Genomic DNA, 22202 nt, shown 5'->3' with positions numbered 1-22202 from the left:
TAGCAGCATGTCGATGCAAAGCGTGGCCTCTCCCGAGATCCCCTTCGCGCCGCCGAGGCGTAACCAGTTGACGCACATTCCCGGCGACGAAGGCTGGCCGATCATCGGCAAGACGTTCCAGGTGCTGGCCGACCCCAAGGGCTACGTCGAGGCGTGCGCCGCGAAATACGGGCCCGTCTATCGTACCCACTCCTTCGGCCAAACCAACGTGGTGCTGCTTGGACCCGAGGCCAACGAGCTCGTGTTGTTCGACCAGCAAAAGCTGTTCTCTTCGACCCATGGCTGGAACCATGTGCTCGAATTGTTGTTCCCGCGCGGCCTGATGCTGCTCGATTTCGACGAGCACCGCCTGCACCGCAAGGCGCTGTCGGTCGCCTTCAAGTCCGGGCCGATGAAGTCCTATCTCGGCGAGCTCGACAAGGGCATTGCGGCACGGATCGCGCAGTGGAAGGCGAGACCCGGCGTGATGCAGCTTTATCCGGCGATGAAGCAGCTCACGCTCGACCTCGCCGCAACGTCATTCCTCGGCACCGATATCGGCCCGGAGGTCGACGAGATCAACCGGGCCTTTGCCGACATGGTGGCGGCCTCGATCGCTCCGATCCGCCGTCCGTTGCCGGGCACGCAGATGGCGCGCGGCGTGGCCGGACGAAAGCGCGTCGTCGCCTATTTTCGCGAACAGATTCCGCTCCGCCGCGCCAGGGACGGCGGCGAGGATCTGTTCTCGCAGCTCTGCCACGCGACCCATGAGGATGGCGCGCTGCTCTCCGAGCAGGACATCATCGACCACATGAGCTTCCTTATGATGGCCGCGCACGACACGCTGACTTCATCCCTCACATCCTTCATCGGCGAGCTGGCCTCGCACCCCGATTGGCAGCAGAGGTTGCGCGAAGAGGTTCTGGCGCTCGGACTTTCCGCCGATGCCCCAACGGGCTTCGACGATCTCGAAAAAATGCAGCTGTCGGAAATGGCGTTCAAGGAGGCGCTCCGGATCAGGCCGCCTGTGCCATCGCTACCGCGCTATGCCATGCGCGAGTTCACCTTCAAGGGATATACCATTCCTGCCGGAACCCCGATCGGTGTCAATCCGCTCTACACGCATCGCATGAAGGACATCTGGCCGGAGCCGGATCGCTTCGATCCGCTGCGCTTCACCGAGGAGGCCCAGCGCAACCGTCATCGCTTCGCCTGGGTGCCGTTCGGGGGCGGTGCGCATATGTGCCTCGGCCTGCACTTCGCCTACATGCAGGCGAAATGCTTCGCCCGGCACTTCCTGCAGAACATCGAGGTATCGCTGGAGCCGGGCTACAAGCCGGACTGGCAGATGTGGCCGATCCCGAAGCCCCGGGACGGGCTGCGGGTGGTGGTGAAGGCGGTGTGAACGTCTCGTGTCCCGGACGCGCGAAGCGCGAGCCGGGACCCAGAAATTTCACCGAGCGTGACGTCGGCAATGTGGGACCCGGCTCTGCAGCGCGGCACTTCGCGCCGCACTGCGTCCGGGGCACGAGACTTCCCTATCCGACGATCGCAGAACTCGTAGGGTGGGCAAAGCCAACGGGTCGCGCGAATGCGCGCCCGATGACAGGCTCCGCGTGCCCACCATGCCTCTCCACGTTTGAGCACTGATGGTGGGCACGGCGCGCGAAGAGCGCGCCTTTGCCCACCCTACGGCATTCCTCCTCGCAGCTACGTCCCCTGATCGAACGCCTTGCGCAAGGCCACGCAGCCCTGCTGCTGCTGGCTCCAGTTGCGGCCGCCTGTGACGGCGCCGTCGATGACGAGATCAACGCCGGTCGCGATCGCGCCGGGCGAGATCGAATTGACGCGCACGTTGAATGCGCCGAGCTGCTTCGCCAGCGCCTCGCCCTCCGGCATACGCCGGCCTGCGATCACAATTTTGGCACCTTCGGCAACGAAGACTTCCGCGGTACGCAATCCGATGCCGCTCGTCGCCCCCGTGATCACTGCAACCTTGTCGTCCAGCCTGCCCGTTGAATGTTTCTGTTTTCGAACGATTTGATGCCAAATGGCGAACACCGGCCGGTGCCGTTGCCGGAAAGGTCACTATCTCTGCCCGCTTGCGCCAAGGCAAGCTATGCTTGTGCGGCCGGCACGCGTAACATTCTCACCTGCCGCTCGATTTTCGAACGCGTATCGCGACTGGGCAGCGCATGGCGAAGCTGACCGATGAATTCCGCAAGGGCTGGCAGGGCGTGGCGCCGCCATCGCTCGGCCTGAGCATTGCCTTTGCCGCGGCCTGTCTGCTGCTCGCGACGCTGGCGCGCTGGGGTCTCTCGCATGTGCGGCCCGACATCTACTTCACACCCTATTTCCCTGCCGTGCTCTTTGCCGCCACGTTCGGCGGCCTGCGGATCGGCGTCATCACCGCGCTGATCGGCGGCGCGCTCGGCGTTGTCCTGAATTTTGGCGATGCTTCTGCCGATCGCGCCCGGTTCGCCCTGCTGGCGATGTATTGGGGCGTCTCGGCACTCACCATCTGGGGCGTCGAGCATTATCGCTCGATGCTGACGGAGCAGCGCCGGATTTCCAAGCGCCTGATCGAGGAGGAAGACTATCGCAAGCTCCTGGTCGCCGAGCTCCAGCACCGGCTGAAGAACAAGCTGTCGACCGTGCACGCCGTGCTGCACCAGGTGCTGCACGACCAGCCGGAGGTCTGGGCCCGGATCGATCCGCGGCTGCGGTCGCTGGCCACGGCCGACGACCTGATCTCCCGGATCGACAGGGCAGGCTGCGACATCCGCGATCTCCTGATCGCAGAGCTCGGGCCCTACGGCCACGTCCGATTCACCCTCAATGGCGAGCGGCTGTTTCTGCCGTCGAAGCTTGCGGTGACGCTGTCGCTGATGTTTCACGAGCTCGCCACCAACGCCGGCAAATATGGCGCGTTCTCCGCGCCGCGCGGACTGTTGCAGGTGTCATGGACCGTCAACGACGACCGTCTCACCGTCACCTGGGATGAAACCGAGGGTCCGAGCATCGACAAGGTCTCCGAGCCCGGCTTCGGCACCAAGCTGCTGAAATCGGCATTGTCGGCCTTCGACGGCAAGAGCGAGATCTCGTATCTCAAGACCGGGCTGCATTGCATCATGCAATGTCGCATCCCCAAGAGCGGCTAGGACCAGCGGCTAGGACCAGCGGCTAGCTAGAGCGGATAGCCGGCTTGCAAACGAAAGCGGACCACGCGCTCCGCACGCGCTTTCACAAGCGCTATTGACTCTCTGTTAATGACGATCGGCAGCGCGCGTCGCATCGCCGCAAGTTTCGTACAAAACACCACCGTATTTCTGCGTCCCCCTTAACCAAACCTAAGAGGGAACTGCGCAACATCGCGTCCATTGCAAAGGCGCGCTGAAACAACAAGATTCATGACTTCTATGAACGACAATGCATATTTCGGCGCGAGCGAAGCCGAACTCGGATTCCTCAAGGAAATCGTTAGAATGCTGCCTGCCGGCCTGACCGTGCAGGACGCCCATGGCAAGCTTCTCCTCGTTAACGATGCCGCGGCCGCTCAGCTCGGCATGGACGGCAGCCGTCCCTCGCCCGATCTCGCGCAGCGCCGGGAAGCCTGCCAGCGCGCGCTGAGCGCCGGACAACCTGTTGTTGCCGAGGAAGCCCTTCACGACGGCGCCGCACGCCAGGTGCTGCTCACCACCCATCGCCCCGTTCGCCTCGCCGGCCGCGATCTCCTGATCTCGGCCTCCTCCGACATCTCCGAACAGAAGAATTTCGAGGACCAGCTGTTCCGCTCGGCCTATTTCGACGAGCTGACCGGACTGCCCTCGCGGCGCGTGATCGAACATCGCGCCAACAGCCTCTTGGCGCGCCCTCGCGCCGGCGATCGTTTCGCGCTCGCCTTTCTCGACGTCGACAATTTCAAGCACATCAACGACTATTACGGCCATGCGGTCGGCGACGCACTGCTGGTCGAGCTGTCGAAGCGGCTCGGGCGCGACTTGCGCGACACCGATATGCTGTCGCGCATCTCGGGCGACGAATTCCTGCTGCTGCTGTCGCCGATCCAGAGCCAGGAGGAAGTCGCCGAATTCATGAAGTCGACGCTGGAGCGGCTGACGGCGCCGTTCTTCATCGACAATTCGGAAGTCTTCGCCTCCACCTCGGTCGGCGTCAGCCTCTATCCCGACCACGGCCGCAGCTTCGAGACGCTGCGGCAGAACGCGGACATCGCGATGTACCGCATCAAGAACGACGGCAAGGGATCGGCCGCCTTCTTCGATTCCAGCATGGAGCGCGAGGCGCTCGCGCGCATGAAGATCGAGCAGTCGCTGCGGCTCGCCATCCTGGAGAAGCGTTTCTGCTGCGCTTTCCAGTCCAAGGTCGACATCCGCACCCAGGCGGTAAGGGGCATCGAGGCATTGGTGCGCCTGCGCGACGACGAGGGCGTGATCCAGGCGCCGGGCTCGTTCATCAACCTCGCCAGCGAGCTCGGGCTGATCGACGAACTTACCCATCTCGTGCTCGCCGAGATCGTCAAATCGATCGATCTCATCAACGAGACGTTTGGCGCGGACGCGACCATCAGCATCAACGTCGCCGCCAAGCAGGCCGGCAATCCCGAGTTCATGCGCAGCTTTGCGCGGGCGCTGGACGACACCGGCTTTCCCGGGCGCTTCATGATCGAGGTGACGGAAGACGCCTTCGTCGCCAAGAATCACTTCCAGGCCGAGATCCTGCCGATGTTCCGCAAGCTCGGCGTCGGCATCTCCATCGACGATTTCGGCACCGGCTATTCCTCGCTCTCGGCGCTTGCCGACATCACCGCCGACGAGATCAAGATCGACCGCTCCTTCATCACCGACATCCATAAGCGCCCGCGCAGCCAGGGCATCCTGCGCGCCATCGAGTCCTTGAGCGAAGCGCTCGGCATGACCGTGATTGCCGAGGGCATCGAATCCCACGAAGAACTCACCTATCTCCAGGCCGCGACCAAGATCCGCTACGCGCAGGGTTATTACTTCGCCCGCCCGATCTTCCTGGAGGAGCTGAAGCTCGCGACGCCAGCCTCCAGCGAAGCGCGCGCCAGCGTCGCGAGCCGCCCGATGCAGCAGAACAGGCAGGGCTATTCACGGGCGAGCGGGTATCGGCGGTAGAGGCGCGACAGCGGCGCAACAAGAACCGCTGTCGTCCCGGGGCGCGCGACGCGCGATCCCGGGACCCATACCCCCAGGAAGCAGTTGCGGCGCGAGGCTCCCACTCCGAGTCTTCGCCAAATCACTTCCTGTGGATCACGACGAGCGCAAGCGCTCGCGCGGGGGTCCCGGATCTGTGCTCCGCCCTGGACAACGCAACGCGTTGCCAAGAGCTGCACTTGTCCGGGACGACAATCGAGAATGGGCCGCACCCAAACGACCAATTCTCCCCTTTGAAATTGCTGCCCTTTTGGTAATAACCAGGCGGACTCCCTGGGGTATGTCATGTCCGTCTCTTCCTCCGACGTCAGTAATCCCGCCTATGTCCGCGCGCGGGCGATGGTGACGCTGTTCGAGCGGCTGGAGCATCTCTGCGAGGGCGCGATCGCGATCGATCGCGGCGGGCGGGTCATCTACGTCAACGAGAAGTACCTGGCCTCGCTCGGCCTCAAGCACACCACTGATGGGATCGGCCGGCCGATCGAGGAAATCATCCCGAACAGCCTGATGCGGAATGTGGCCGAGACCGGCGAGCCGATCCTGCTCGACATCATGGAACTCGGCGGCGAGCAGCTCGTGGTCACGCGGATGCCGATCGAGGACGAGAACCGACAGGTGATCGGCGCGATCGGCTTCGTTCTCTATGACCATCTCGAAAGCCTGAAACCCCTGCTCGCCCGCGTCACCCAGCTCGAGAGCGATCTGCGGCTGGCACGTCGGCAATTGTCCAACGCGCGCGCGGCGCGCTTCACTCTCGCCGATTTCGTCGGCACGACACCGGCGATCGCGCAGGCCAAGGAGTTTGCAAAACGCGCCGCGCGGCAGAGCGTGACCGTGCTCCTCACCGGCGAGACCGGCACCGGCAAGGAGCTGCTGGCGCAGGCGATCCACAACGCATCCTCACGCGCGGAAAAGCCGTTCGTCAGCGTCAATGTCGCGGCGATCCCGGAGACGCTGATCGAGTCCGAATTCTTCGGCACGGCGCCGGGCGCCTATACCGGCGCGGACCGCAGGGGACGCGAGGGGAAATTCCGGATCGCCGACGGCGGCACACTGTTCCTCGACGAGATCGGCGAGATGCCGCTGCAACTGCAGGCCAAGCTCCTGCGCGTATTGCAGGAGCGCGAGATCGAGCCGCTCGGCTCGGACAAGATCACCAAGGTCGACGTGCGCGTTATCGCCGCGACCAATGTCGATCTGCGCAGGCGTGTCAGCGAGGGCGCCTTCCGCGCCGATCTCTACTACCGCCTCAACGTGCTCTCGATCGACCTGCCACCCTTGCGCAAATGCCAGGACGATCTGCCTGACATCTGCGCGCGGCTGATCGAGGACATCAGCGTCTCCGGCGACTTCGTCAACGCGAAGATCACGCCGAGCGGACTGGCGGCACTCGCGCGCTACGACTGGCCCGGCAACGTCCGCGAGCTCCGCAACATTCTCGAGCGCGCGCTGATCCTGAGCGATTCCGGGCGCCTGACCGGCGACGATTTCGTTCATATCCTGCCGGTCAATGCGGATGCCGGTTCAGTGCCGGCGCCGCGGATGACCGGGTCGGTCGTCCCCTATGCCGAAGCCGAGGCCGAATTCGAGAAACAGACGCTCGAACATGCGCTGGCCGCCAGCAACGGCCAGATCTCGGAGGCCGCGCGCATGCTCCGCATCTCGCGCGCGACCTTCTACAAGAAGCTCGCCAAGTTCGGTCTGGCGTCGGGATCGCCGCCTGTCTGAATTTCGAGACGGCGCCTGTCTGACGTCTCAGACTCCTGACACCACGATTTCGGCCCTTGCCCGCGGTATCAGCGGACAATCTGCCGCATTTTCAGCCATTCCGGCACGAAGCTCCGCATCTGGCGCGAGGCTTGCTCTGGGCCGTACCGAGGAAACGCATGGGCTGATGCAAGACGTGGGATCGTGGCTTCGCCAGTTCGAACGCCGCGGATGATTTCGGGACATCGTTAACGCGAATTGGTCGCGGCTTGCGACGATCCGGCACGCGCACGTTAACAGACTGTCACATGCGCCTCACGCAAGCTCCGCCGTAAGGTGGAATTGCAATGTTTGCACCGTTGTGCAAATCGCTGTGGCCAAGGCATTTCATTCAGGGAGGAACCACCGTGCGTCGATCGCTCATTCTCACAGCAGCCATCCTCGGCTTGGCGGCGAGCAGCTCCGCGCGAGCCGACGACCTCAAGGTCGCGCTGATCTACGGCAAGACCGGCCCGCTCGAGGCCTATGCCAAGCAGACCGAAACCGGCCTGCAGATGGGCTTCGAATACGCTACCAAGGGCACCATGATGCTCGACGGCCGCAAGATCGTCATCATCACCAAGGACGACCAGGGTAAGCCGGACCTCGCCAAGGCCGCGCTCGCGGAAGCCTATCAGGACGACAAGGCGGATATCGCGATCGGCACGACTTCGTCGGCCGCGGCGCTCGCCATCCTCCCCGTCGCCGAGGAGAACAAGAAGATCCTGATCGTCGAGCCCGCGGTTGCGGACCAGATTACCGGCGAGAAGTGGAATCGCTACATCTTCCGCACCGCGCGCAATTCGTCGCAGGACGCGATCTCGAACGCGGTCGCGATCGGCAAGCCGGGCGTTACCGTCGCGACACTGGCGCAGGATTATGCTTTCGGCCGCGACGGCGTCGCCGCCTTCAAGGAGGCGCTCGCCAAGACCGGCGCGACGCTCGCCGCCGAGGAATACGCCCCGACCAACACCACCGACTTCACCGCCGTCGGCCAGCGCCTGTTCGACGCGCTGAAGGACAAGCCGGGCCGCAAGGTGATCTGGGTGATCTGGGCTGGCGCCGGCAATCCGCTGGCCAAGCTCCAGGACATGGACCCCAAGCGCTACGGCATCGAGCTCTCGACCGGCGGCAACATCCTCCCGGCCCTGGCCGCTTATAAGAGCCTGCCCGGCATGGAAGGCGCGACCTATTATTACTACGACATCCCGAAGAACCCGGTGAACGACTGGCTCGTCGCCGAGCACCAGAAGCGCTTCAACGCGCCGCCGGACTTCTTTACCGCGGGTGGTTTTGCCGCCGCGATGTCCGTCGTCGCCGCCGTCACCAAGGCGAAGTCGACCGACACCGAGAAGCTGATATCAGCGATGGAAGGCCTGGAGTTCGACACGCCGAAGGGCAAGATGGTGTTCCGCAAGGAAGACCATCAGGCGCTCCAGAGCATGTATCACTTCAAGGTCAAGGTCGATCCGAACGTTGCCTGGGCCGTGCTCGAGCCGGTGCGCGAGCTGAAGATCGAGGACATGAACGTTCCGGTCCGCAACAAGCGCTGATAACAGATCTCCTCTCCCCGCATGCGCGGGGAGAGGATCCTTCCTTAATTCCAGAGTTATCCCGATGGCCCTGACGTTAGAGACCCGCGACCTCACCATCCGCTTCGGCGGCCATGTCGCGGTCAACAACGTCACCTGCAGCTTCCGCCCGGGCGAGCTCACCGCCATCGTCGGGCCGAACGGCGCCGGCAAGACCACCTATTTCAACCTGATCTCGGGCCAGTTGCGCGCATCGAGCGGCAGCATCCTGTTCGACGACACCGATATCACCCAGCATTCCGCGCCGCTGCGCACCCGCGCCGGCCTCGGCCGTGCCTTCCAGCTCACCAACCTGTTCCCGAACCTGACGGTCGAAGAGAACGTCCGCCTCGCGGTGCAGGCGGCGAACGGCACCCATTACGACATGCTGCGGCCCTGGATGGTCCGCCGCGACCTGATCGCGCGCGCCGATGCCATCCTCGACCAGGTCGCGCTCGGCGGCCGCCGCGGCGTCGCCGCGACCGCGCTGTCGCATGGCGACCAGCGCAAGCTCGAGGTGGCGCTGATGATCGCGCTCGAGCCGAAAGTGTTCATGTTCGACGAGCCGACCGCCGGCATGAGCATCGACGAGGTGCCTGTTGTCCTCAACCTGATCGCGCAGCTCAAGCAGGACAAGAGCAAGATCATCCTGCTGGTCGAGCACAAGATGGACGTGGTCCGCTCGCTCGCCGACCGCATCATCGTGCTGCATAACGGCCAGCTCGTCGCCGACGGCCCGCCAGCGGAGGTGATCGCCTCGCCGATCGTGCAGGAAGCCTATCTCGGCGTTGCTCCAAAGAGTGCAGCATGACCGACCTGCTCAAACTCTCCGGCGTGCACACCCATATCGGCCGCTACCACATCCTCCAGGGCATCGACCTCGCGGTCCCGCAGGGACAGACCACGATGCTGCTCGGCCGCAACGGCGCCGGCAAGACCACGACGCTGCGCACCATCATGGGCCTGTGGCAGGCTTCCAGCGGCGAGATCAGCCTCGCCGGCGAGCGTATCGAGAGCCGCGCCACGCCCGATATCGCGCGGCTCGGCGTCGGCTATGTGCCCGAGAGCATGGCGGTGTTTTCCGACCTCACGGTGAAGGAGAATCTCGTGCTGGCGGCCCGCGACGGGCCGCTCGACGACACCCAGCTCGACTGGATCTTCGGTTTCTTCCCGGCGCTGCGCCGGTTCTGGCTCTCGCGCGCGGGAAGCCTCTCGGGCGGGCAGAAACAGATGCTCTCGATCGCGCGCGCGATCATCGAACCGCGCAAGCTGCTGCTGATCGACGAGCCGACCAAGGGTCTGGCGCCCGCCATCGTGATGGCGCTGATCGAGTGCCTGAAGGAGATCAAGCGCAAGGGCGCGACGATCCTCCTGGTCGAACAGAATTTCTTTGCCGCCCGCGAGCTCGGCGACAGCGTGCTGGTCATGGACAACGGCACCATCGTCCATCGCGGCGAGATGGCGGCGCTGGCCGTCGACGTGCCGCTGCAGGAACGGCTGCTGGGCCTGAGCCTGGAGGCGCATCAGTGACTGAACTCGCCGCAACCGATCCGCTACCGAAGCCGAAGCGCGACATCGCGCCGATCCTGCTGCCGATCGCGCTCGCACTTCTCATGATCCCGCTGATCGGCTCGACCAGCTCCTGGCTGACCCTGACCGCCGCGAGCCTCGCCATGGGCATGATGATCTTCATCATGGCCTCCGGCCTGACGCTGGTGTTCGGCCTGATGGACGTGCTCAATTTCGGCCATGGCGCCTTCATCGCCGTCGGCGCCTATGTCGCGACGCTGGTGCTGGCACCGTTCGCGGCGTCGGTGCAGGCCGATTCGCTGTGGGTGAGCCTTGCGGTGCTGGCGCCCGCCGCGCTGCTGTCGATGGCCGTGTCCGGCGCGCTCGGCCTGATCGTCGAGCGCGTGCTGATCCTGCCCGTCTACGGCCAGCACCTGAAGCAGATCCTGATGACCACCGGTGGCCTGATCGTCGCCGAGCAGACGCTCTATGCGCTGTGGGGGCCGCAGATCATCCCGATGCCGCTGCCCGCATCGCTGCGCGGCTCCTTCATCCTCGGCGACGTCGCGATCGCCAAATACCGCGTGCTGGCGATGCTGATTGGCCTCGCCGTCTTCATCGCGATCCAGCTCGTGCTCAACCGCACCAAACTCGGCCTTCTGATCCGCGCCGGCGTCGAGAATCGCGAGATGGTCGAGGCGCTCGGCTACCGCATCCGCCGCCTGTTCCTTGGCGTGTTCATGACGGGATCGGCGCTGGCCGGGCTCGGCGGCGTGATGTGGGCGCTCTACCGCGAGCAGGTCCACGCCTCCATGAGCGACGATCTCACCGTGCTGATCTTCATCGTCGTCATCATCGGCGGCCTCGGCTCGATCGGCGGCTGCTTCATCGGCGCGATCCTGGTGGCAATGGTCGCCAATTACGGCGGCTTCCTGGTGCCGAAGCTCGCCCTCGTCTCCAACATCCTGCTGATGGTCGCCATTCTGATGTGGCGGCCGCGCGGCCTCTATGCGGTGACCAGCCGATGATGATCCTGTCAGGCGATCCGCCGAAGAGCCGCGTCCTCACGCTCGTTCTCGTCCTCATCATCCTGGCGCTGGCGGCGACGCCGTTCCTGTTCCCGGGCGCCAAGGCGTTGAACGTCGCGGCCAAGATCTGCGTCTTCGCCGCGCTGGTCGCCTCCTACGATCTCCTGCTCGGCTACACCGGTTCGGTGTCGTTCGCGCACACCATGTTCTACGGCATCGGCAGCTACGCGATCGCGATCGCGCTGTACGGGATGGGTCCGAATTGGGCCGCAGTCGCAACCGGCATCGTGGTCGGCCTGCCGCTCGCGGCTCTGCTCGCGCTCGCGATCGGCCTGTTTTCGTTGCGGGTGGCCGCGATCTTCTTTGCCATGATCACGCTCGCGGTCGCCTCCGCCTTCCAGGTACTTGCCTCGCAGCTCTCGTGGCTGACCGGCGGCGAGGACGGGCGCAGCTTTCAGCTGCCCGAGCTGCTCCGGCCCGGCACCGTGCTGATCTCCAGGAACCTGTTCGGCTTCGAGATCAACGGCCGGATCCTGACTTTCTACCTGGTGTTCACCATCTCGGCCCTGATGATCCTCGCTCTGTTGCGCGTGGTGAACTCGCCATTCGGGCGCGTGCTGCAGGCAATCCGCGAGAACCGATTCCGCGCCGAGGCGCTCGGCTTCCGCACCGTCTTCCATTTGACCTACGCCAACTGCCTCGCCGCACTGGTCGCCGCCAGCGCCGGCATCCTGAACGCGCTGTGGCTGCGCTATGCCGGCCCCGACACCTCACTCAGCTTCTCCATCATGCTGGACATCCTGCTGATGGTCGTGATCGGCGGCATGGGCACGATCTACGGCGCGATCATCGGCGCCACCATCTTCATCCTCGCCCAGAACTACCTGCAATCGCTGATGGGCGTCGCCTCCAAGGCGGCGTCGGAAGCCGGCCTGCCGCTGCTGCCGGGGCTGTTGCATCCCGACCGCTGGCTGCTCTGGCTCGGTCTGCTCTTCATCGCCAGCGTTTATTTCTTCCCGACCGGCGTGGTCGGACGGCTGCGCAATGGCGGCGGCGACAAGAGCGCGGGCGCCTCGCATTAAGCCGCCATTGACGATGAATCGCAGCGCTTGGGCGAACGCGGTGCAACCGTGGCGCGAGGCGCGACGATTCCCGCGTTGCTGGATATCCGTACAAATGCGCAACCGGCTTAAGCCGTAAGTAACCGGCTTTCCTAAGCTTTGGGCCATCTGTCCGTAGTATTTCTGCTCCCTCAGGGAGTGGGAATGCGCCGGGTTTTTTCGGGGATGGCAGATACGATGGTCCTGGCCGCGAAGAGCGGCTGGGACGCTGCCATGCGGCGCGGCCCCGTGCTGTGGCTGACCGTGTCCGGCGCGTTGCTGGTGGCCGGCATCTTCGCCGTGACCGCCATGGCCGTCGGCGAATTCCGCGAGCGTACGCTGACAAATCGCGAGCGCGAGCTGGAAAACACGGTCCAGCTGATCGCGCGGCATTTCGATCAGCAGTTCGAGGATTCCGACGTCAACGCTGCCGACCTGATCGGGCGGATGAACCTGCCTGAGATCGCCTCGCCTGCAATGTTCCGTGAGCGGATGTCGGGGTCCGCCGCAAACGAGATGCTGCGGGGCGAGGTCAGCGCCGTGTCCCACCTCGGTGACATCGCGATCTACGATGCCGACGGCGAGCTCATCAACTGGTCGCGGTCGCAGCCGCTGCCCAAGATCAACGTTTCATCGCGCGCCTATTTCCAGACCTTCAAATCGAATCCGATGTCGGAGCCGGTGCAGCTGGAATCCGTGCACAGCTACCTGATCGACAAATGGACCACGGTCGTCGCGCGGCGGCTGAGCCTGCCGGACGGCACCTTCGTCGGCGCGATGGTCCGGCGCATCGATCCCGACAGCTACCAGCGCTATTTCGCTTCCGTTGCGCTCGCCGACGGCGCGGCGATCTCGCTGTTCGATCGCGAAGGCAAGATGCTGGCCCGCTACCCGCATGTCGAAGGCCTGATCGGAAGGAGCTACAAGAACGCGCCCTTGATGCGGAAAGTGCTGAGCCGCGGCGGCCAGCACACGCTTCGCGTCAAGAGCCCCGTGGACGGCGAAGAGCGGCTGGGCTCGGCTGCGTCGCTGACGCATTTCCCGCTGGTCATCGTCGCGACCAACACCATGTCGGCCGCGCTCGCGGACTGGCGGCAGCAGACCGGCTTCATGGTGACCACGGCAGCGCTCTCGGCCGCGGTCATCGCGCTCACTCTGTTTCTCATCATTCGCCAGATCAGCCGGCAAAACCGCGACGCCCAGGAGCGGCTGGAAGCGGAGAGGCTGCGGCTCGACACCGCCCTGAACAACATGTCGCAGGGATTGATCCTGTACGACTCCGCTGGATACATCGTCACGTGTAACCGCCGCTATGTCGACATGTTCGGCCTGTCCACGGACGTCATCAAGCCCGGCTGCCACATCCGAGACGCCATGCACCACCGCAAGGAACGCGGAGTATTCAATGGCGACGTCGAGGTGCTTTGCGCCAAAGTCATGCGAATCGTCGGCGAGGGCAAGGTCTCCACCAGGATCCATGAACTGCCCAACGGGCGTGCCTTCCAGGTCATAAACACCCCGCTCCCGCAGGGAGGCTGGGTCGCCACGATCGAGGAAATCACTGAGCGGCGCAATCTGGAGCAGGAGCGCGATCGCAACTACACGTTCCTCCGCGAGATCATCGATCACATCCCCTCCCAGATCACCGTGAAGGACGCCCAGACGCGGCGATATCTGCTGGTCAACCGGATTGCCGAGGAGACGTTCGAGAAATCGGGTGACACGATCGTCGGCAAGACCGCGGCCGATATTCTGCCGGAATCGGACGCCGACATCGTCACGCGCGATGATGACGCCCTGCTGCAGTCGCCCGATCGGCTGTGGCTGAACGAACAGTCCTGGAAGACGCGGAGCGATGGCCAGCGGCATACTATATCGAAGCGCATCGGCATCCGCGACAGGGCCGGCGAGCCGCGCTACATCATTAACGTGATCGAGGACGTCACAGAACAGAGAAAGACCGACGAAAAGATCGAACACATGGCGCATTACGACGCGCTGACCGACCTGCCGAACCGCACGCTGTTCCGTGAACAGATCGAACGCGAGCTGGCCAAGGTCGCCGGCGGCGGACAGTTCGCGCTGCTCTATATCGACGTCGACGAGTTCAAGGGCATCAACGATTCACTCGGCCATCACGTCGGCGACGAACTCTTGAAGGCGATCGCCGGGCGCCTCCGCAGCTGCCTCAAGCGGGGCGATCTGATCGCGCGGCTCGGCGCCGACGAATTCGCGGTGATCCAGACCGGGATCGACTCCGCCTCCGACGTGCTGTCATTCGTGACGCGCATCTATGAGGCGATCCGCCGGCCCTATCGCTGCCTCGGCCATCAGCTCTCCACCGACGCGAGCATCGGGATCGCGCTGGCGCCGCAGGACGGCACCGATCTCGACCAGCTCATCAAGAACGCCGACCTCGCGATGTACGGCGCCAAGGCGGAAGGTCGCCGCACCCACCGCTTCTTCGAACCGGCCATGGATGCGAGCGCCAGGGCGCGCCTGACCATGGAGCAGGACCTGCGTCAGGCCCTGGCGTATGGCGACTTCGAGATTCACTACCAGCCGCTGGTCGATCTGCGCACCAACGAGGTCTCCGGCTGCGAAGCGCTGCTGCGCTGGCGCCATCCCGAGCGCGGCATGGTGTCGCCGGCGGAGTTCATTCCGGTTGCCGAGGATACCGGCCTGATCAACGAGCTCGGCGACTGGGTGCTGCGCACGGCCTGCAACGAGGCCGCGACCTGGCCGGCTCACGTACGGGTTGCCGTCAACGTCTCGCCGGTGCAGCTCAAATGCGACACGCTCGCGCTCAGGATCGCCAGCGCGCTCGCCGCCTCCGGGCTCGATCCGCGCCGGCTCGAGATCGAGATCACCGAGGCCGTGCTGATCCGCGACGACGAGGCCGCGCTCTCGATCCTGCACCAGCTCCGCGCGATCGGCGTGCGCATCGCGCTCGACGATTTCGGCACCGGCTACTCCTCGCTCAGCTATCTGAAGCGCTTCCCATTCGACAAGATCAAGATCGACCGCTGCTTCGTTGCCGACATCGCGGAGACGAGCGGGGCGCCCGTCATCGTTCAGGCGGTGGTGAATATCGCGGCCGCCAGCAACATGACCACCGTCGCCGAGGGCGTCGAGACCGCGGCCCAGCGCGAGATGCTTCGTACGCTCGGCTGCACGGAGATGCAGGGCTATCTGTTCAGCGCGCCGAAGCCGGCCGCTGAGGTGAGAAAACTGTTCGGCCCGGCCGACGCCGTGCCGGTGGCAGCGGTGGCCTGAGATGGCGAAGCCAGCCAAAGCCGTCGACGTTGCGGACTCCTATGCGGTGCGGCTGATGCAGCATCTGGTGGTCCCGACCTTCGTGATCGACCCCAGGCGCCGCGTCGTGATCTGGAACAGAGCCTGCGAGCGGCTGACCGGCGTCGCCGCCTCGGAGGTGATCGGCACCACGAAACACTGGCAGGCCTTCTACGAGACGAAGCGCCCTTGCCTCGCCGATCTCGTCGCGCTCGACCGGCCGGGGCAGCTTCCGGAATTCTATTCGGAATATGCGGCGCGCGGTCATAACGGGCTCGGCTTCAGCGCGGAGAACTGGTGCGTGATGCCGAAGCTCGGCAGCCAGCTCTATCTCGCCATCGACGCCGGCCCGATCCACGACGAGGCCGGCAATTTGATCGCCGTGGTGGAGACGCTGCGCGACCTCACCGACCAGAAGCGTGTCGAGACGGCGCTGAAGGAGCTTGCCACCAAGGACGGGTTGACCGGCCTGTCGAACCGCCGCTCCTTCGACCAGATGCTGATGACGGAATGGGCCCGCGCCCAGCGGACGCAAAAGCCGATGGCGCTGCTGTTCGTCGATGTCGATCATTTCAAGCTGTTCAACGACCGGCACGGCCACCAGAGCGGCGACGAATGCCTGCGCGCGCTCGCCGCCGTCGTCAGCCGGCATGCCATGCGACCGCTCGATCTCGCCAGCCGGTATGGGGGAGAAGAATTCGCGCTAATCCTGCCGGACATGGATTGCGATGCCGCCTGCGCCGTCGCCGAGGAAATCCGTTGTGCCGTCATGGCCTTGCGGATCGCTCATGGCGCGGACGGTGCCAGCGACCACGTCACCCTCAGCGTCGGCGTCGCCAGCCGGGTCCCCGGCGATGCCGACGGCGGCCCCGACCGGCTGCTTGGATCGGCCGACCAGGCGCTCTATGCGGCCAAACGACTCGGCCGCAACCGCGTCATCTGCGCCGAACGGGTGCTTGCCGAGTTCGCCGGCCTCGCCCAGGACGGCGTACAGGGGAGCGTTCCAGGTCCTGGCGGCCCCACCGCCCGCAAATCGGCCTAATCGACGCGGCGAGAAGCGGTTGCCCGCCCCTCGCCAATCGGCTAAATGAAGCCTCGCTGCACCCGTAGCTCAGCTGGATAGAGCGTTGCCCTCCGAAGGCAAAGGTCACACGTTCGAATCGTGTCGGGTGCGCCATTAAAATCAAGTATTTATGAGACTTTTGGCTTCCGGCTCGACCCTTCGGGTAAGCACCGGGTAAGCAGGAGAATTGCACTCGTGGTACGTCGAACCCTATTGCTCGCACACCTGACCGTATCCATCGCAAGCACGCAAGCTTTCGCATGGGACGGGACCAATACGACAACCGGCACCAGTGTCGAGATCGAGCGAGGCCAGCTTGTTCGGTCCGGTCGGACGATAGAGGTGTACGACAGCGAGCGCGGCTATAAGGAATACGATGTGGACAGCATTCGACGGTACGGCCGATCTGTCGAGATCGAGGCTACGGATACCGAGACCGGAGAAAGCACCACGCTAGAGATGGATGACGACTGAGTTGAACTCACTAGATTTCTTTCACTTTGGCCGAGAGATTGAAAATTTAGTGCCTTCGATGATCCGACCGATCCCGTTTGCTTTGGTATCATAGTCATACATACAATAGAGCAGCCAAAGCTGCTTCCACAGCTCGTCATCCGGCTTAAGGAAGCTGACAGACAGTCCCAGGCTCCGCGCTTCGTCATAGTCGATCACCGCACCATGGGACATGTAACCGTCCGCGGTGGATATTTTCTTCAGGACGTCCTCGATTTCTTGCGCGGTCTTACCCTTCATCATTCCTTTCTCGAGCAAAGTCGTCGCGAGCTGTCGCATCCGTTTCACTGCGAGTTGCGCAAGCTGTTGAATATGGAATGGCTGACTAGGATCCTTGCCTAATATTTCGCAAGGTATGTTAAGCCCGTTCGCGGTCCACTGCGGATCGATTGGCCCCAGTTCGGAATTGATTCCGAGCATAATCTCGTTGGACGAAAGAGCGATCACAGTGCCTGCTGATTTGGCCCAGCTGGGCACAATCACTCGCCAGGACTTCAAGCGCTGCCGGAGTATGCCGATGAGCTTCTCAGTGGCATCGACATTGCCACCGGGCGTTTGAATGAAAAAATCTGCTTCATCACCATCGACCCCCGAAAGAATTTCAGCAAGATCATCAGGATCAGTGTGATTTATGATTTGGTCGAGCTGTGCGAAGTACACAAAAATAGGGCGCTTGGTAGCGCCCTGTATATCGCCTATCAGTAGCTGGCGAAGGTAGCGGTCCTTTTCCTTAACCCAGAACTTGGGAGATTGAGAAGGAATGAGCTGACTGCGTGGGAACCGATCCTTCGCGGTCGTCGCTTCGTTGGTCATTGTGTGCACCGGGCTCCCTGAACACCGTCGAGCCGCGCAAATTACGCTCCGACTTGGGCGTATCAAAAGTGAGTCCAAGCGGGTTGTCCAGTCGCACCAACCGCTCATTCTGGCTGTCATATTGTGCCATTGAGAAACCTCGCAAACCGGCCAAATGGGCCTTGACAGGCCCTGACTCAGGAAAATGGAGAGCTTCCCGCAGGTTGTCAAATTAACCGATCATTAGGAATTTGGCTGAGTCTCCTGTCCGATGGTGAAGGATTAAGTGGCTATTTGCTGGCCTTCAGGAACGGCAGGATTCGTTTGCCAGGCCCTGGACCGATGGGTAGGCCGATCGGAGGAAACCTCTCCAGAGTCTTCCCAGCCCCTCCAAGACGCCAAAAATAAATTTGCGAGCAGGCCCGTGGCCCACCGCTCCTGGCGCGTGCCACCGTTTTCGGGGGGGGCGTTATGACGCATGGCATTCAGAGGGTCGCTTCGCTGCCGCCAAAGGAACTAGGCGCCAGAGCGAGCCCGCCGGCTGCCGACGATGCGCAAAAGGTGACTCGCGATTATCAACATCTCTGCCGCCTCTTTCGGATCCGATAGATCAACATTCCGGTGGCTCCTCGGGTTCTTGAAGACGCTGACGGCGCCGGCCATGAACTGCTGCATACCCTGACGTTCGCCACCCGGGTCGGAAGAGAGCATCAGCGGTCCGTTCTCTGCATTGAACGCCTTGGCCACCATCGGCATGCCATGCGCCTCTGCAGGCAAGCCTGCGGCTTCGCGTATTTCGGTCTCGACTAGTTTGAACGCCTCGAACACCGCGGCATCGTAGCGGCCGATCTTGAATATCTCCGCTGAAGCGTCTCTCACGTCCGGATGCAATAGAAACTCAGGAAGAAGCCGTTCGATTTGAAGTCTCTCAAGATCGGCCTCTGGTTCAAATTCGGCCCCCGCCCTGCTGAGGACATACCGTGCAGCCGACGGCTGGCTTAAATCCGGCACCGCGAGCAGCATCTGCTGCGCCCACATCATGCCTTCCGAAATCCGCTGCATGAGCCAGGGCGGAGAACCTTGATTGGCGAACCAATGGTTGATCTCAGTTTGAAAGTTGTGCGGCGAGAAGCGCCCGTGCTGGACCTGCATGTGAAGCACGATTGCGACGCCAACTTGCTCGGGCGAGGCGCGGTTCAATTGCTCAGTTGACTTGAACGAATGATTAAAGAGCTTCGGCACTACAAAACCTCATCTGCTAGTAAGATCGATTCCGAATCCAAACCCCAATCGATCTTCAGGGGAGCATCACGTCTAGCCCCTCCTTTGACTTGCTCTTAAATATGGGCTCTAACTCTATCACAGATTGCAAGAAGTGACGCTGGCATTTTCGTCCCAACCGCTGTGCGCCGTGCAGGACATACAAGGGGTCGGCAGCGCGCCCGCATTCTTCAACCGACTTTCGCCCGGCGGGACGGCGAAACCACCGAGAAGACCATCAGCCTCAAAGGGGAAACAGGACAGATGAAGCGAACCGGCGTTGCAGTGGTAGCTACCATCCTTTCGATAGTCCCGGCATTCGGCGACTGCGACGAAGTCGTCGGGAAGCGAGTGGCATCGCAGGTGTCTAGCGATTTTGCGACACTCGTCGGGTTTACAAAGGCGAGCTGCGCGGTAACTGCTGATGGCCATCAATGCTCCCTGCTCTGTCTCTCGGATCTCAATGTCCTCGGTGATAATCGCAATCTGGCCCTCGCCATGATTACGGCTTCAGCGGGAAAGAGGATGAGAGATGCGGGTCTGGGCAAGTTCGCCAGGGTAACTTTTGCCGATCGTGAACTCCTGAGCGCTCGTAAGGCCCTTACGATTTCAGCGGTTGATGCATCTACGATGCAGCAATCCATCGCGAAAGCCGGGGGCGAGCACCCTTTGGTCGTATCGGCCAGGGTGGCGGGGGCATACCGGACAATCGAGATTCCTAAGACCGGGTCGAAGAAATGAAATGCGCCACCGGCCCTTCGCGGCTCCAGAGGGAGCCGCCCATTGCTGTTGCTCCGGCGCCCGCAATGGGGAATCATGCGGCCTGTGGGGGCCGGGCAATGGTGTTGCGTGTCGTAAGCGAGCAGTCCGAAGCGGATATCAAGAAGCAACGGGCTCATGACCAGTTAAGCCGTGACCTTCGCAGATTTGCCGCGAACTTCCTTCGATTGACCAGCGGCTCAGGCAAGGCACTGGAGCTTTTACCGCAACTTGAAAAGTTGTCTGCATCCATCAAAGCCTATGCCGATGCTTACGACGGCGCTCTCCCGTCTCAGAAAACCGTTCACCAGATCCTCGACAGTCGAGCGGCGCTAATCGAGTATCGGCCGTGGATTAAGGACGTTGACGAGGCATCAAGGCGCCGCTGGGAGGCGGACGGCACCTATGCCAGGAACGATGCCGTCGCCGGAATCATCAAGGCCGGGCTAAGGATGGTCGCCTCCGAACTTGTCGATCAATTAACTCAGCATAGCGCAGCTGAAGATCTATTTTATGAGCAAATTCGGCGCCTAGAGGATGTCAGAGAGAAGAGTAGGCGCCAGAACAATCCCAAGAAGTAGCGTCCCCTGCATGAGGCCCAATGACAGCATCAATGCGCTTCTACATCTTCGCCGAAGATGGCCTTCAACGTATCTCGCACCGGGTGATGGACGGTTTGGTTCATGGATACGATGCGATGCCGCAATTTGCTGGAACCAGGCAGAAGATTGCAAACGTGATTGTAGAGCTGGAGGAAGGCAAACCGGCTCGAATTACGAGAGTGGATGGCAGCTACCTGCACTTTGATGCAGCCGGCAAAGTTCACGAGTCTCTCGTCAACAGCGGCTTCGAGGCAATGGAAACGTTCGATGCCTTAGAGCGGTCGAAGCGGATCAAGTCGACGGTGGTCGATCTCTCTCCAAGATTGAAACGTGAAAAATGGGAACGAGAGCACAGGTGGGAGCTATCAAAAAATGAGCTCGACGCGATTTCCGCTGATCTATGGAAAATGAAGAGAGCCGAGGTCGCAAAGGTGGTTCAAGCTAGGGGGATCAAGCCCAATGCTCCACCTTTGACTTCTGAAGCGCGTAATGCGGTTCGCGAAATTGAAACTCATATTTTTGGTGTTCATGGAAAGCTAGACCATCTAGGCGAAGCGGCTTTAAAGGCGTTGGCATTCGAAGCACGGTCACGGGCCTCGAAAGATTTCAACGATGCGATTTGGCTGGGTATCGCGGGCGCAGCAGACCGGCGCCGAGAAATTCTGACACGCCACCGGACCGGGTCAGGCGTTTGGTATGCGTCTATTGATGTCATTCGTTGGGATAGGTCCAAGCGTTCAGGGGAGACCGAAAGCTTCGTGCATGAGAGGTGCAATTCAAAGAAGCTGGCGGAGGAGGCGGCGCGCCGTCTCTTGGTCGAGAACGCAAAATACTTCAGCGCGGAGACATCGGTAGAGGCGCGCGTGGTGTGCGAACTTGAATGGTACGACGCAGGCTCTGACGATGATGATGAGTAGGCGGGTGCTGTGATCAGGCGCCGGTGCGGTGCCACTGTCGCTTCGGAGGCAAGCGCCCGCCAGCGTGAACCGGCGGGCCGACCTAAATCAGTTGGTGTTCCGTCCCTCCGCCACGGCTCCGTTGAAAAGCCGGTACCACTCTCGTTCAAGCTCCCGCACTTTTTCGGTCAATAGGGCGACCGCGAATGTGGCAAGCTCCGTGCTCTCTGTGTCCGGAGCTTCGACACACGTCCCGTCTTCATATTTCAGCTCGCCAATTGCTTCATGCACCTGCAGCTGGGCGAGCCTGGCCATCCGGGTGAGGTCGCAGACGTCCGATTCGAGGCTGCAGAACGCTCGCGCAAATCCTTCTCGTTCATGTGTTTGCTGGCATTGGATTTGACTGTGCTCGTAGGAGTTCGGCGGGTTAAGGCCTGCCGTAAGTTCAGCTTGTAGAAAGCCATTGGCTTTCGCCAGTGCGGAAACTCCCCAAGCTTCGATGTTTCCGGACTCCTCGACCTCTTCTCGTATTACGTCCAGCAAGGACAATGCCTCTTCTAGTGTTGCTGGTGACGACGCCTTGAGCGCTTTCTGGGACGTGGCAAACTCATTACGAGCATCGTCTGCTCGCTGAGCAGGCGCCTCTAGGCCGGCGCGCTTATCCCATTCCCTGCCTGCCTGAACGGCAGCGCGATATCGCTTTCGCGCCGACTTGTATTCCTTCTCAACGACCTGGGTATCATCGCCTGCCGTCAGAAGCCGCTCGCGCATTGCCTCAATTTCACTGCCGCCTATTGCTGAGTAGTTCCGCCAAGGGATCAGCGCGGCAGGCCTATGACCATGCGCGGTGAATGCTGCCTCATGCGCATCATCAAGCTCAATGGATACCTGCTGC

General features: G+C 62.5%; 18 protein-coding genes, 1 tRNA gene and 1 pseudogene. 16 read left to right on the top strand and 4 right to left on the bottom strand.

From position 1 onward, the window contains the following. Positions 1–7 precede the first annotated feature (7 nt). Positions 8–1384, top strand: coding sequence for a cytochrome P450 (locus tag AC630_RS30010; protein WP_074122089.1), 1377 nt, complete (start codon positions 8–10; stop codon positions 1382–1384). Positions 1385–1689: 305 nt separating this feature from the next. Here AC630_RS30010 and AC630_RS30005 read toward each other — a convergent pair whose 3' ends face one another. Further along, positions 1690–2019: an SDR family NAD(P)-dependent oxidoreductase gene (locus tag AC630_RS30005; protein ID WP_083636445.1), complete on the bottom strand. Its 330-nt coding sequence runs from the start codon at positions 2017–2019 to the stop codon at positions 1690–1692. A gap of 155 nt (positions 2020–2174) precedes the next feature. Between AC630_RS30005 and AC630_RS30000 the strand changes: the two genes are divergently transcribed. The 12 genes from AC630_RS30000 (at position 2175) to AC630_RS29945 (ending at position 16959) form a co-directional block, all read left to right on the top strand. Further along, entirely contained in the window at positions 2175–3140 is a 966-nt protein-coding gene (locus AC630_RS30000; protein WP_074122087.1) for a sensor histidine kinase, read from the top strand. 258 nt (positions 3141–3398) lie between these two features. After that, complete coding sequence (locus tag AC630_RS29995) at positions 3399–5135, top strand: putative bifunctional diguanylate cyclase/phosphodiesterase (RefSeq protein ID WP_074122086.1); 1737 nt, start codon at positions 3399–3401, stop codon at positions 5133–5135. Positions 5136–5459: 324 nt separating this feature from the next. Further along, positions 5460–6902, top strand: coding sequence for a sigma-54 interaction domain-containing protein (locus AC630_RS29990; protein ID WP_074122085.1), 1443 nt, complete (start codon positions 5460–5462; stop codon positions 6900–6902). Between the two features lie 386 nt (positions 6903–7288). Continuing rightward, the gene (locus AC630_RS29985) at positions 7289–8473 is read left to right on the top strand and encodes a substrate-binding domain-containing protein (protein ID WP_074122130.1); all 1185 of its coding nucleotides are present in this window, start codon (positions 7289–7291) and stop codon (positions 8471–8473) included. A gap of 64 nt (positions 8474–8537) precedes the next feature. After that, positions 8538–9302: an ABC transporter ATP-binding protein gene (locus AC630_RS29980; protein WP_074122084.1), complete on the top strand. Its 765-nt coding sequence runs from the start codon at positions 8538–8540 to the stop codon at positions 9300–9302. Beyond that, positions 9299–10021 carry an ABC transporter ATP-binding protein gene (locus tag AC630_RS29975; protein ID WP_074122083.1) on the top strand — a complete coding sequence of 241 codons (723 nt, stop codon included), beginning with the start codon at positions 9299–9301 and terminating at the stop codon, positions 10019–10021. The genes AC630_RS29980 and AC630_RS29975 overlap by 4 nt, the downstream gene beginning before the upstream one ends. Then, a complete protein-coding gene (locus AC630_RS29970) occupies positions 10018–11028 on the top strand; it encodes a branched-chain amino acid ABC transporter permease (RefSeq protein ID WP_074122082.1) in 1011 nt (336 codons plus the stop codon). Before AC630_RS29975 ends, AC630_RS29970 begins: the two co-directional genes overlap by 4 nt. Then, positions 11025–12110, top strand: coding sequence for a branched-chain amino acid ABC transporter permease (locus AC630_RS29965; protein WP_208867064.1), 1086 nt, complete (start codon positions 11025–11027; stop codon positions 12108–12110). The genes AC630_RS29970 and AC630_RS29965 overlap by 4 nt, the downstream gene beginning before the upstream one ends. Before the next feature lie 183 nt (positions 12111–12293). Next, a complete protein-coding gene (locus AC630_RS29960) occupies positions 12294–15404 on the top strand; it encodes a bifunctional diguanylate cyclase/phosphodiesterase (protein WP_074122080.1) in 3111 nt (1036 codons plus the stop codon). A 1-nt stretch (position 15405) separates the two neighbouring features. Further along, positions 15406–16464, top strand: coding sequence for a sensor domain-containing diguanylate cyclase (locus AC630_RS29955; RefSeq protein ID WP_074122079.1), 1059 nt, complete (start codon positions 15406–15408; stop codon positions 16462–16464). Between the two features lie 58 nt (positions 16465–16522). Further along, a tRNA-Arg gene (locus tag AC630_RS29950) sits at positions 16523–16599 on the top strand. Positions 16600–16680: 81 nt separating this feature from the next. Beyond that, positions 16681–16959 carry a DUF5334 family protein gene (locus tag AC630_RS29945; protein WP_208867063.1) on the top strand — a complete coding sequence of 93 codons (279 nt, stop codon included), beginning with the start codon at positions 16681–16683 and terminating at the stop codon, positions 16957–16959. A 21-nt stretch (positions 16960–16980) separates the two neighbouring features. Here AC630_RS29945 and AC630_RS29940 read toward each other — a convergent pair whose 3' ends face one another. Together AC630_RS29940 and AC630_RS29935 are read right to left on the bottom strand one after the other, a co-directional pair. Next, entirely contained in the window at positions 16981–17811 is an 831-nt protein-coding gene (locus AC630_RS29940; RefSeq protein ID WP_074122129.1) for an SDH family Clp fold serine proteinase, read from the bottom strand. Positions 17812–18306: 495 nt separating this feature from the next. Next, positions 18307–19032, bottom strand: coding sequence for a TIGR02391 family protein (locus tag AC630_RS29935; protein WP_074122077.1), 726 nt, complete (start codon positions 19030–19032; stop codon positions 18307–18309). A 282-nt stretch (positions 19033–19314) separates the two neighbouring features. Between AC630_RS29935 and AC630_RS29930 the strand changes: the two genes are divergently transcribed. The 3 genes from AC630_RS29930 to AC630_RS29920 all read left to right on the top strand — a co-directional run bounded on the left by AC630_RS29930 (position 19315) and on the right by AC630_RS29920 (position 21328). Continuing rightward, complete coding sequence (locus AC630_RS29930) at positions 19315–19791, top strand: hypothetical protein (RefSeq protein ID WP_143198430.1); 477 nt, start codon at positions 19315–19317, stop codon at positions 19789–19791. A gap of 98 nt (positions 19792–19889) precedes the next feature. Continuing rightward, complete coding sequence (locus AC630_RS29925; protein WP_143198429.1) at positions 19890–20390, top strand: hypothetical protein; 501 nt, start codon at positions 19890–19892, stop codon at positions 20388–20390. Positions 20391–20422: 32 nt separating this feature from the next. Next, positions 20423–21328, top strand: a complete 906-nt coding sequence (locus AC630_RS29920) for a hypothetical protein (protein ID WP_074122074.1) — start codon at positions 20423–20425, stop codon at positions 21326–21328. A gap of 87 nt (positions 21329–21415) precedes the next feature. Here the strand turns inward: AC630_RS29920 and AC630_RS45740 are convergent. Then, positions 21416–22202, bottom strand: a pseudogene (locus AC630_RS45740) (hypothetical protein); the annotation flags it as partial.

The organism is Bradyrhizobium sp. AS23.2 (assembly GCF_001908185.1).
Classification (GTDB): domain Bacteria; phylum Pseudomonadota; class Alphaproteobacteria; order Rhizobiales; family Xanthobacteraceae; genus Bradyrhizobium.
Note: the sequence above shows the minus strand (reverse complement) of the source record. Positions and strands in the feature narration are given on the sequence as shown.

What these genes read in the sequence shown, in the direction of transcription:
- AC630_RS29975 (WP_074122083.1), top strand. Translation starts at nt 9,299, where the DNA reads ATGACCGACCTGCTCAAACTCTCCGGCGTGCACACCCATATCGGCCGC.
- AC630_RS29955 (WP_074122079.1), top strand. Translation starts at nt 15,406, where the DNA reads ATGGCGAAGCCAGCCAAAGCCGTCGACGTTGCGGACTCCTATGCGGTG.
- AC630_RS29920 (WP_074122074.1), top strand. Translation starts at nt 20,423, where the DNA reads ATGCGCTTCTACATCTTCGCCGAAGATGGCCTTCAACGTATCTCGCAC.
- AC630_RS29940 (WP_074122129.1), bottom strand. Translation starts at nt 17,811, where the DNA reads ATGACCAACGAAGCGACGACCGCGAAGGATCGGTTCCCACGCAGTCAG.
- AC630_RS30000 (WP_074122087.1), top strand. Translation starts at nt 2,175, where the DNA reads ATGGCGAAGCTGACCGATGAATTCCGCAAGGGCTGGCAGGGCGTGGCG.
- AC630_RS29925 (WP_143198429.1), top strand. Translation starts at nt 19,890, where the DNA reads ATGGTGTTGCGTGTCGTAAGCGAGCAGTCCGAAGCGGATATCAAGAAG.
- AC630_RS29930 (WP_143198430.1), top strand. Translation starts at nt 19,315, where the DNA reads ATGAAGCGAACCGGCGTTGCAGTGGTAGCTACCATCCTTTCGATAGTC.
- AC630_RS29965 (WP_208867064.1), top strand. Translation starts at nt 11,025, where the DNA reads ATGATGATCCTGTCAGGCGATCCGCCGAAGAGCCGCGTCCTCACGCTC.
- AC630_RS30010 (WP_074122089.1), top strand. Translation starts at nt 8, where the DNA reads ATGTCGATGCAAAGCGTGGCCTCTCCCGAGATCCCCTTCGCGCCGCCG.
- AC630_RS29960 (WP_074122080.1), top strand. Translation starts at nt 12,294, where the DNA reads ATGCGCCGGGTTTTTTCGGGGATGGCAGATACGATGGTCCTGGCCGCG.
- AC630_RS29990 (WP_074122085.1), top strand. Translation starts at nt 5,460, where the DNA reads ATGTCCGTCTCTTCCTCCGACGTCAGTAATCCCGCCTATGTCCGCGCG.
- AC630_RS29980 (WP_074122084.1), top strand. Translation starts at nt 8,538, where the DNA reads ATGGCCCTGACGTTAGAGACCCGCGACCTCACCATCCGCTTCGGCGGC.
- AC630_RS29995 (WP_074122086.1), top strand. Translation starts at nt 3,399, where the DNA reads ATGAACGACAATGCATATTTCGGCGCGAGCGAAGCCGAACTCGGATTC.